At 67.5% G+C, this 10496-nt stretch carries 10 protein-coding genes; 6 read left to right on the top strand and 4 right to left on the bottom strand.

Annotated features, from left to right (window positions below; genetic code table 11):
• Positions 1-444: 444 nt before the first annotated feature.
• Positions 445-1656, bottom strand: a complete 1212-nt coding sequence (gene tyrS / locus FJU31_RS18025) for a tyrosine--tRNA ligase (RefSeq protein ID WP_150455959.1) — start codon at positions 1654-1656, stop codon at positions 445-447.
• A gap of 167 nt (positions 1657-1823) precedes the next feature.
• Between tyrS and FJU31_RS18020 the strand changes: the two genes are divergently transcribed.
• A complete protein-coding gene (locus FJU31_RS18020) occupies positions 1824-3299 on the top strand; it encodes a M23 family metallopeptidase (protein WP_150455958.1) in 1476 nt (491 codons plus the stop codon).
• Between the two features lie 67 nt (positions 3300-3366).
• On the top strand, positions 3367-4494 hold the full coding sequence (locus FJU31_RS18015) for an anhydro-N-acetylmuramic acid kinase (RefSeq protein ID WP_150455957.1): 1128 nt from the start codon (positions 3367-3369) through the stop codon (positions 4492-4494).
• A gap of 181 nt (positions 4495-4675) precedes the next feature.
• On the opposite strand, the gene FJU31_RS18010 is transcribed toward FJU31_RS18015, so the two are convergent.
• From FJU31_RS18010 to FJU31_RS18000, 3 genes are all read right to left on the bottom strand, one after another.
• Positions 4676-4906 (bottom strand): hypothetical protein, encoded by a 231-nt coding sequence (locus tag FJU31_RS18010; protein ID WP_150455956.1) that lies wholly within the window; start codon positions 4904-4906, stop codon positions 4676-4678.
• A 78-nt stretch (positions 4907-4984) separates the two neighbouring features.
• Entirely contained in the window at positions 4985-6286 is a 1302-nt protein-coding gene (locus FJU31_RS18005) for an AmpG family muropeptide MFS transporter (protein WP_150455955.1), read from the bottom strand.
• Entirely contained in the window at positions 6283-7083 is an 801-nt protein-coding gene (locus FJU31_RS18000; RefSeq protein ID WP_150455954.1) for an exodeoxyribonuclease III, read from the bottom strand. Before FJU31_RS18000 ends, FJU31_RS18005 begins: the two co-directional genes overlap by 4 nt.
• A 163-nt stretch (positions 7084-7246) precedes the next feature.
• Here FJU31_RS18000 and pyrE point away from each other — a divergent pair, with 163 nt between their 5' ends.
• From pyrE to kdpA, 4 genes are all read left to right on the top strand, one after another.
• The gene (pyrE, locus tag FJU31_RS17995) at positions 7247-7906 is read left to right on the top strand and encodes an orotate phosphoribosyltransferase (RefSeq protein ID WP_150455953.1); all 660 of its coding nucleotides are present in this window, start codon (positions 7247-7249) and stop codon (positions 7904-7906) included.
• A 16-nt stretch (positions 7907-7922) separates the two neighbouring features.
• Positions 7923-8567, top strand: coding sequence for a hypothetical protein (locus FJU31_RS17990; protein WP_150455952.1), 645 nt, complete (start codon positions 7923-7925; stop codon positions 8565-8567).
• A 126-nt stretch (positions 8568-8693) separates the two neighbouring features.
• Positions 8694-8786 (top strand): potassium-transporting ATPase subunit F, encoded by a 93-nt coding sequence (locus FJU31_RS17985; RefSeq protein WP_079225483.1) that lies wholly within the window; start codon positions 8694-8696, stop codon positions 8784-8786.
• A gap of 12 nt (positions 8787-8798) precedes the next feature.
• Positions 8799-10496: a potassium-transporting ATPase subunit KdpA gene (kdpA, locus tag FJU31_RS17980; protein ID WP_150455951.1), complete on the top strand. Its 1698-nt coding sequence runs from the start codon at positions 8799-8801 to the stop codon at positions 10494-10496.

Genomic DNA, 10496 nt, shown 5'->3' with positions numbered 1-10496 from the left:
CTTGCTTTAAAACAATTAATAGTTGCTTGATCAAACGTCTGCAAGATGGACAATCATCCTTCCTGCAGGCGCCTTCACAAGATACCTGCGCATACTTTCAAAGATCAGGGGAAGTGGCCTCAGCGCCATTCCCGCGTGCTGCGAAGTTTCCTTCGTAGCGAGCCGCCCATTATGCCAGACTTTTTCAGTCCGTCAACACCTTCGTTCGATCATCTCGTTCGGCGGTGGTGGGCGCCCTGTTGTCGCTGAAGCCCCTTGGTGGCGACCCCTGCGACGGGGGAAGAGAAGTATGCCCCCATCCACAGGGTTTGTGAAGGGGGTGTGTCGATTTTTTTCAACGGATGCTGCATCCGTTCATCCGTCGCGTGATTGGTCGCGCCCATGAAGGCATACCGCTAAGAGCAGCCGAGCATGGACTCGGCTCTACATCTCTATGAGACGGTGTCAGGCAGCGACCAGGCGCACGCGGGCGAAGGTGCGCTTGCCCACCTGCAGCAGGCCTTCGAAGCCCGGCTGCAGTACCTGCTGTCCGTCCTCGACCACTTCACCGTCCACCTTGACCGCGCGCTCCTTGAGCTTGCGGTTGGCTTCGGAGTTGCTCGGGGTCAGGCCGGCAGCAGTCAGCAGTGCGGCAATACGCAGGCCTTCGGCGGGAATGGCCAGCTCCTGCAGCGGCAGCTGGGTGATGTCGCCCTGCCCGGTCACGGCCGCTTCCCAGCCGGCAATGGCCTGATCGGCCGCCGCGGCGTCGTGGAAGCGGGTTGCCAGCTCACGTGCCAGGCGCAGCTTGACCACGCGCGGGTTGAGATTGCCGGCGGCGACCTCTTCACGCAGCGAAACCGCTTCGGCCTGGCCGATATCGAAGGACAGCAGCTCGATCCAGCGCCACATCAGGGTGTCATCGACCTTCATGGTCTTGGTGACGATCTCGATGGCCGGTTCACTGATACCAATGTAGTTGCCCAGCGACTTGGACATCTTGTTGACGCCGTCCAGGCCTTCCAGCAGCGGCATGGTCAGCACCACCTGCGGCTTCTGGCCGTGGTGTTCCTGCAGGCCGCGGCCCATCAGCAGGTTGAACTTCTGGTCGGTACCGCCGAGCTCGACGTCCGCTTCCAGGGCCACCGAGTCGTAGCCCTGCACCAGCGGGTACAGGAACTCGTGGATGGCGATGGACTGCTGGGCGCCGTAGCGCTTGGCGAAATCGTCGCGCTCGAGCATGCGGGCCACGGTGTGCTGGCTGGCCAGGCGGATCATGTCGGCCGCGCCCATCGTGCTGAACCACTCCGAGTTGAAGCGCACCTGGGTCTTGTCGCGGTCCAGCACCTTGAAGACCTGCTCCTCATAGGTACGGGCGTTGGCCAGCACGTCCTCGCGGCTGAGCGGCTTGCGGGTCAGGCTCTTGCCGGACGGGTCGCCGATCATGCCAGTGAAGTCGCCGATCAGGAAAATGACCTGGTGGCCAAGGTCCTGGAACTGGCGCAGCTTGTTCAGCAGCACGGTGTGGCCCAGGTGCAGGTCGGGCGCGGTGGGGTCGAAGCCAGCCTTGATCCGCAGCGGACGGCCTTCCTGCAGGCGCGCACGCAGATCCTCGATCTTGAGGATCTCGTCGGCACCACGGCCGATCAGGGCAAGGGCTTCTTCAATCGAGGACACGGTGACTACTCCCGGCTATGCCGTTTCTTGTGTGGGGTGTTAACGCCAAGTTAACCCATCCGGCTTCACAAAAGCCAATAGGCACAAGGGTTTGACGCGGTTTTCTCAGGTGACTATGGTAACCGGCGATCAGGCCCGCGCTCCCGGGCCGCAGGAAAAAACCACTGATGCAAAATTCCGAACAAGGGCGCGCACGCAAGCAGCGCTTCCAGGAACGTCTCCACGTCCTGCACGACAACGCCCTGCACCGGAAGCTCAGGCAGCACCTCCCCGCCGCATTCAATGAACGCTGGACGCGTCGCCATTGGGTGCACGCGAGCCTGTTCGCCACGATCGGCGCCCTGGTGGCGACGATCGTGCCGGGTTTCTCGCACACCATCGATTCGCCCTACGCCGAAAGCCACACCAGCCTGGCCCTGCCCTTGCCGCCGCTGTCGCTGGCCCGCCAGCAGCAGACCCCGGGCGACAGCTGGCAGGTGCTGCGGGTGCAGCGCGGGCAGACCCTGAGCGACCTGTTCGACCAGGCCGGCATCCCCGCCACCACCCTGCACCGCGTGCTGGACCATCCGGGCGCGCGTGAATCGCTGACCAAGCTGCGCCCCGGCGCCGAGATCGCCTTCGACATGCCGCTCTCGGGCGACCTGCGCAGCATCCGCTTCGACCGCGATGGCGACAACCGGGTGGAACTGAGCCTGGCCGGCGATGACATCAAGGAAAAGGTGACCAAGCGCGAGACCTCCACGCGCACGGTAGTCACCAGCGGCGAGATCACCAGCTCGCTGTATGCCGCGGCCCGCCGGGCCGGTCTGTCGCCGTCGGCGATCGCGACGATGACCGACGACATCTTCAAGTACGACATCGACTTCTCCAAGGACCTGCAGCCGGGCGACCGCTTCAGCGTGGTGATGGACGAGACCTGGCGCGAAGGCGAGAAGGTCGATACCAGCAAGATCCTGGCGGCGACCTTCACCACCGGCGGCAAGACCTATTCGGGCTTCCGCTTCGAGCGCGGCGGCAAATCCGAGTACTACGACATCAACGGTCGTTCGCTGAAGAAGAGCTTCATCCGCATGCCGATCCCGTTCGCGCGGCTGAGCTCGACGTTCGGCGCGCGCAAGCACCCGGTGCTGGGCAAGATGCGCATGCACAAGGGCGTGGACTACGCCGCGCGTACCGGTACGCCGATCATGGCCGCCGGCGATGCGCGCGTGCAGTTCGCCGGTGTGCAGCGCGGCTACGGCAACGTGGTCATCCTCGACCACGGCCGCGGCCACACCACCCTGTACGGGCACATGTCGCGCTTTGCCAACATCAAGACCGGCCAGCGCGTGGCGCAGGGCACGGTGATCGGCTATGTCGGTTCGACCGGCCTGGCCACCGGCCCGCACCTGCACTACGAATTCCGCGTGAACGGCGAGCACCGCAATCCGCTGACGGTGACCATGCCGCCGCCGGAACCGCTGAAGGGCGCCGAGCTGGTGGCCTTCCGGGCGCAGACCGCACCGGCCATGGCCCGTATCCAGGGCATGGAGAAGCTGATCTACGCCGAGGCCAGCCCGGCCCCGAGCAGCCGCGAGGCCGCCCCTTCGACCGAGGTGGCCAGCGCCAAGGCCAAGCCGGCCGACGGCCACAAGCGCGGCTGACCCGCGCTGCGTTGACGAGGAAGGACGCGGCAGCCCAAGCTTGCCGCGTCCTTTTTTTATGCCCGCCATGAACACGACCGTCGACGTTGATGCCCCGCTCTACCTTGGCCTGATGTCCGGCACCAGCGCCGACGGCATCGATGCCGCGCTGGTGCAGTTCCCCGCCAGCGGCGGCTGCCGCTTCGTGCGTGGCCTGACCGCCCGCTGGGAGCCGGTGCTGCGCGCACGGCTGGTGGCGCTGGGCGAAGGCGGTCCGCTGGAGTCGCTGGAAGAGCTGGGCGAACTGGATGCGCGCATCGCGATCAACTTCGCCGCCGCCGCCAACCAGCTGCTGGACGAGGCCGGCGTAGACCGCCGCCAGGTGCGGGCGATCGGCTCGCACGGGCAGACCGTGCGCCACCGGCCGCTGGCCGACCCCGCCTTCACCGTGCAGCTGGGCGATGGCAACCGCATTGCCGAACTGACCGGGATCACCACGGTGGCCGATTTCCGCCGCCGCGACGTGGCCGCTGGCGGCCATGGGGCGCCGTTGATGCCGGCCTTCCACCTGGCGATGCTGGGCACGGCCGGCGAGGACCGCGCGGTCCTCAACCTGGGTGGCATCGGCAACCTGACCCTGATCCCCCGGCAGGGCGTGCCGCGCGGCTTCGACACCGGCCCGGCCAATGCGCTGATGGATGCCTGGTGCCAGCGCCATACCGGCCGCACCTTCGACGCCGACGGGGCCTATGCGGCCAGTGGTGCGGTGGATGCACCGCTGCTGGCCAGCTGGCGTGCGGACCCGTGGTTCGCGCTGCCGCCGCCCAAGAGCACCGGCCGCGAGCAGTTCCACCTGGCCTGGGCCGAGGCGCGCATGGGCGAAGGCGAGTACGCCGCCGCCGATGTGCAGGCCACCCTGCTGGAACTGACCGCGGTGACCGTGGCCGATGCATTGCTGGCCCAGCAGCCGGAGACCCGCCGGGTGCTGGTCTGCGGCGGTGGCGTGCACAACCGGCAGCTGATGCACCGGCTGGCGGCACTGCTGCCGGGCGTGGCGGTGGAATCCAGCGCCGTGCATGGGCTGGACCCGGAGTATGTGGAGGCGATGGGCTTTGCCTGGCTGGCACAGCGGACGATGGATGGGCTGGCCGGCAACCTGCCGAGCGTGACCGGGGCACAGGGGCCGCGGATTCTCGGGGCGATCCATCTGGCGTGAGATCGCGCCACCCGCCGGGCATGGCCCGGCGCTACCCCGTCGACACCATCCCGGTAGCGCCGGGCCGTGCCCGGCGGCGAGGAATCCCGGCAACCACCGGTAGCGCCGGGCCATGCCCGGCGGCGAGGAATCCCGGCAACCACCGGTAGCGCCGGGCCGTGCCCGGCGACGCGGTATCAGATCAATCGAAGCCCTGCCCCGCCGGCATCGCATGCAGGGCGGCGATCGCCGCTGACAGGGCGTCCACTTCGGGATCGCCGAAGCCGGAGCGGACCTCCAGCTCGCTGCTCAGCAGGCCCTGTTCAAGCAGCACAGAACAGGCCTGCTCGTGGGTCCAGCCGCGCGCCACGGCCACCCTTCGGATACGTTCAAACGTCAGCGGGTCCACGTCCCGCAGCACTACATCGGCCATGCTCACTCCCCCGTTCGCAAGGCACCGCCCCCTCGGCGCGTCTGCGGCGATCATCCCGCAGGTTGCGCAGTCAGGCAATCAGGGGGCGGGGGCGCTGCGGTCGTGGATGCGCGGCCACAGCCAGGCCAGCAGCAGCAGGGTCGGTACTACAGTGACCGCGCTGAGCATGAAGAAGGTGCTGTAGGAGGTGGCCTCGACGATGTAGCCGGACACGCCGCCGACGAACTTGCCGGGCAGGTTGGCCAGCGACACCAGCAGGGCGTACTGGGTGGCGGTGAAGTTGCGGTCGGTGAGCGAGGACATGAAGGCCACCAGCACGGTGCCGGCGAAGCCCTGGAACAGGTTGTCGGCGCTGAGCGCGGCGTAGAACGCCCACAGCTGGCCCGGGTTGTGCGCCATCAGCAGGAAGGCGAGGTTGGACAGGGCCACGCCCAGCGCCGCCACCAGCAGCATGCGGCGGAAGCCGAAGGCGGCCACGGCGATGCCGCCGAGGAAGGCGCCGCCGATGCCCATCCAGACGCCGAACAGCTTGGAGACGGTGGCGATGTCGGCCTTGTCGAAGCCCGAATCCAGGTAGAAAGGACCCGCCATCACGCCGATGACCTGGTCGGGGAACTTGAACAGGCCGACGAAGGCGAGCAGGCCCAGCGCCAGGGCGATGCCGTTGCGGGTGAAGAAGCTGGTGATCGGCTGCACGAAGGCTTCGGCCACATCGATGCGGCGCTGCACGGCCTGCGCGGGGCGGTCCGGCTCACGGCACAGCAGGGTAGTGATGATCGGCAGCAGCATCAGCCCGGCCATGGCCAGGTAGGCGACGATCCAGCCTTCGAACTGGGCCAGGTAGAGCGCGCCGGCACCGGCCAGGATCAGGCCGATGCGGTAGCCCAGGGTGTAGGTGGCCGCCAGCGCGGCCTGCGCGGTTTCCGGGGCGATCTCGATGCGGTAGGCATCGACCACCGAATCCTGGGTGGCACCGGCGAAGGACGCCACCAGCACCCAGGCCACCAGCGGCCAGACGCCCTGTTCGGGGCGGACAAAGGCCAGCGCGACCAGGCCGATCAGCACGGCCACCTGCGACAGCAGCAGCCAGGAGCGGCGGCGGCCGAGGAACGCCAGCAACGGGAACGCGTAGCGGTCCAGCAGCGGGGCCCACACGAACTTGAGCAGGTAGAAGAAGCTGGCCAGGCTGATCAGGCCGATGCTGCCCAGGTCCAGGCCGACATCACGCAGGCGGGTTGAAAGCGTCTGCGAGGCGATCAGCAGGAACGGCAGGCCGCTGCCGAAGCCCAGCAGGGCCATGGTCAGGGCCGAGGGCGTGCCGAAGGCGCGCTTGATCCCGGCCCAGCCTTTGTAGCTGGGCTTTGCAGCGGCGTCGCTCACAGGTCGTAGTCCACGGTGAACGGGGCGTGGTCGGAGAAGCGCTCGTCGCGGTAGATCGAGCAGCTGCGCAGGCGGTCACGCAGGCCGGGGGTGATGAACTGGTAATCGATGCGCCAACCGACGTTGTTGGCGCGGGCGGCGCCGCGGTTGCTCCACCAGGTGTAGTCCTCGCCGGTGGGGTGCAGCAGGCGGTAGGCATCGGCCCAGCCGCGGCCGGTGGCCACGTCGGTGGCCTGGCCGTGGTCGGCGCACAGGCCGTTGAGCCAGTCGCGCTCCTCGGGCAGGCAGCCGGAATTCTTCTGGTTGGACTTCCAGTTCCTGATGTCCAGCGCCGAGCGGACGATGTTCCAGTCGCCGCACAGGACATAGTCGCGGCCGCTGCGCGCCCACTCTTCCAGGATCGGCCGCAGCCATTCCATCACTTCGAACTTGAAGCCCTGGCGCAGGTCGCCCGAGCTGCCGGACGGGATATAGAAGGAGACCACGCTGAGATTGCCGAAGCGGGCCTCGATGTAGCGGCCTTCGTCATCGAACGGGGCCCAGCCCAGCGAGGTGATGACCTGGTCCGGCTCGCGCTTGCTGTAGATGGCCACGCCGCTGTAGCCCTTCTTGGTGATGGCGTCGCGGTAGAAGCAGTGGTGGCCGTCGGGGCGGAACATCGGATCGGTAAGCTGGTCTTCCTGCGCCTTGGTTTCCTGGATGCACAGAACGTCGGCGTCCTGGGCCCGGAACCAGTCGAGGAAGCCCTTGGTGGCGGCCGAGCGGATGCCATTGGCGTTGAAGCTGATGATGCGCATGCAGATGAACCTACGGCGGGAAACCGGGCAAGCATACCGGTTGCCCGGCGGCCCGCGCAGCCGGCCGGCCGGGCCCGGCAGGGCCTGCACACGGGGCCGGACGAGCGCGGAAAGCCCAGCTGGATTAGGATTTGTGCTCCAAATGAAGATGAATCGAGTTTTGATGAGCGACCACCGCCACCGTTTCCTGCAGCTGGCCCTGACCGCCGATGCCCTGCGCTTCGGCCAGTTCACCCTCAAGTCCGGCCGGCTGAGCCCCTATTTCTTCAATGCCGGTCGTTTCGACTCCGGCTCGCTGCTGTCCCAGCTGGGCGCCTGCTATTCGGACGCCATCGATGCCAGCGGGATCAAGTACGACGTGGTCTTCGGCCCGGCCTACAAGGGCATCCCGCTGGCCACCGCGATGGCCTGCGAGCTGGCCCAGCGTGGCCGCGACCTGCCGCTGTCGTTCAACCGCAAGGAAGTGAAGGACCACGGTGAGGGCGGCCAGCTGATCGGCGCCGACCTGACCGGCAAGCGCGTGCTGATCGTCGACGACGTGATCACCGCCGGCACCGCCATCCGCGAAGCCCTGGCCATCATCCGCGCTGCCGGCGGCATCCCGGCTGGCATCGTGGTGGCGCTGGACCGCCAGGAAATCGCCTCGGAAGCCGACCACCGCTCGGCGGCGCAGGCCGTTGCCGATGAAGCCGGCATCCCGGTGATCGCCGTCGCAACCCTGGCCGATCTGCTTGATTTCGCCTCCGGAAACCCGGAACTTGTGGGCTACCGGCAGCCGCTGGAGGCCTATCGCGCCCAGTATGGCGTCCGTTCCGCACGCTGACCCAGGGGAAGGTCGCATGTTCCGAGTTCCTGCCATCGTTGCCGCCAGCCTGCTGCTGGCGCTGCCGGCCAGCCTGCTGGCCCAGTCCGGCACGCCGGACAAGAAGCTGTACTGCTGGAACGAGGGCAAGGAGCGGATCTGCAGCGATTCGCTGCCGGCCAATGCGGTCAACAACGCCCGCGAGGAGTTCAACGCCAGCAGCGGCATGCGCAATGCGCAGGTGCAGCGCGCGTTGACCGACGAGGAACGCGCCGCCGCGGCCACCGTGGCGGCGCAGGCCCAGCTGGACCTGATGGCGGCGCAGACCAAGCAGCGCACCGAGCAGGCCATGTTGTCGACCTATGGCAGCGAGGATGCACTGCGCAAGGTGTTCAACGAGCGCCAGGAGGTGCTCGACAACAATCTGAACACCGCGCGCTACAACGTCAGCAGCCTGCGCGATTCGCTGGTGACCCTGCTGGGGACGGCCGGTGATCGCGAGCTGGCCGGCGGCAAAGTGGCCGACAAGCAGGCCGAGGCGATCCGCCAGCGCCACGCCCAGCTGCAGGCGCAGCAGCGCCTGCAGGCCAGCTTCGAGCAGCAGCAGGTCACGCTGAAGGCCGAGATCGAGGCCAGCCTGCAACGCTACCGCGAGCTGAAGGGCATGGCCCCGGGCGGTTGAGGCCCCGGCCACAACGGAATTTATGCACTCTTTACGCGCCGGCCCCATCCGGCGCGTAGTGCGTTTATGGGGGGCAGGACGACGATGGCGGCCTGAGGTGGAGGGGTTCCACCAGGACGCATTCCCATGTCCCCCTGGCTGTCGTTGTTCTGTGGCGTGCTGGTGCTGGTTGCCGCCGCCTATCTTCTTTATGTCGTGCTGCGGCCCGAGTCGTTCTGAGCGGAGCCTGCCATGACTGAGATGCTTGTGATTCTTGCCGCCAGCCTGCTGCTGGCCTGGCCGCTGGGCCTGTATCTGGCCCGCGTGATGCGCGGCACGCCGATGAAGGCCGACGTGCTGTTCCACTGGATCGAGAAACCGCTGTACCGGCTGTTCGGCGTGGATACCGCGCGCTCGATGTCCTGGCGCGGCTACGTGCTGGCCTTCGTGCTGAGCAACGTGGTGGTGGCGGTGCTGACCCAGGCGGTGTTCATGACCCAGGCCTGGCTGCCGTTGAACCCGGACCAGATCCCGAACATGCGCTGGGACACCGCGCTGCACACGATGATCTCGTTCCTGACCAACACCAACCAGCAGCACTATTCGGGCCAGGCGCAGCTGTCCTACCTCTCGCAGATGACCGGCATCACCGGCCTGCAGGTGGTGACGCCGATGATGGGCCTGGCGCTGGCGGTGGCCACGCTGCGTGCGCTGTTCGCGCGTGCACCGCAGACTGCGGCCGGTGACGACCGCCAGGTGCCGGTGGGCAACTACTACGTGGACGTGGTGCGCCTGTGCGTGCGCTTCCTGTTGCCGCTGTGCCTGGTCTGGACCCTGCTGCTGACCAGCCAGGGCGTGCCCTCGACGATGGCCGGCGGACCGCAGGCCACGCCGATCGACGCCAGCGCCGGCATGGCCCAGCAGAAGCTGCCGCTGGGCCCGGTGGCGGCAATGGTCGCGGCCAAGCAGCTGGGCGCCAACGGTGGCGGCTGGTACGGCCCGAACAGTAGTTTCCCGCTGGAGAACCCGACCCCGGTGTCGAACATGCTGGAGGTGGTGGGCATCCTGCTGATCCCGCTGGCGGTGATCTTCATGATCGGTGCGTTCACCGGGCGACGCCGCTTCGGCGTCCTGGTGCTCAGCTGCATGCTGGGCATGTCGCTGCTCTCCACCGGCGCGATGATGTGGAGCGAGGGCCACAGCGCCAGCGCGGCCACCCCGCTGCTGATGGAAGGCAAGGAAGTGCGCTTCGGCGCCGATGGCACCGCGCTGTGGGCGGCGGTGACCACTCAGGTGTCGAACGGCTCGGTGAACGGCATGCATGATTCGCTGGCGCCGCTGAGCGGTGGCATCGCGATGGTCAACATGCTGGTCAGCGCGATCTGGGGCGGCATCGGCTGCGGCCTGCAGCAGTTCATCGTCTACCTGCTGCTGGGCGTGTTCCTGGCCGGGCTGATGACCGGGCGTACGCCTGAGCTGTTCGGCCGCAAGCTGGAAACTCCGCAGGTGCGCCTGCTGGCCCTGCTGGTGCTGCTGCAGCCGATCACCCTACTGGTGTTCACCGCGGTCACGCTGGCCGTACCCGGCCTGGCCGGCACCTCCAACCCCGGCTTCCATGGCATCAGCCAGGTGTTCTACGAGTACGTCTCGGCCTATGCCAACAACGGCTCGGGCTTCGAGGGTCTGGGCGATGCGACCGTGTGGTGGAACCTGAGCTGTTCGCTGGTGCTGCTGCTGGGCCGCTTCCCGCTGCTGATCATCCCGCTGGTGGTGGCCGCACAGCTGGCCGCCAAGCGCCAGGCCCCGGAATCGGCCGGCAGCCTGCAGATCGAAACCCCGACCTTCGCCCTGACCCTGGTCTCGGTGATCGTCATCCTGACCGTGCTGCAGTTCATGCCGGCCCTGGTCCTCGGCCCCGTCGCCGACCACCTGAGCCTGGGACTGCACTAA

It is taken from the genome of Stenotrophomonas cyclobalanopsidis (assembly GCF_008710035.1).
Taxonomy (GTDB): domain Bacteria; phylum Pseudomonadota; class Gammaproteobacteria; order Xanthomonadales; family Xanthomonadaceae; genus Stenotrophomonas; species Stenotrophomonas cyclobalanopsidis.
The sequence above is the reverse complement of the archived record's forward strand: the minus strand, read 5'-3'. Positions and strand labels throughout refer to the sequence as shown.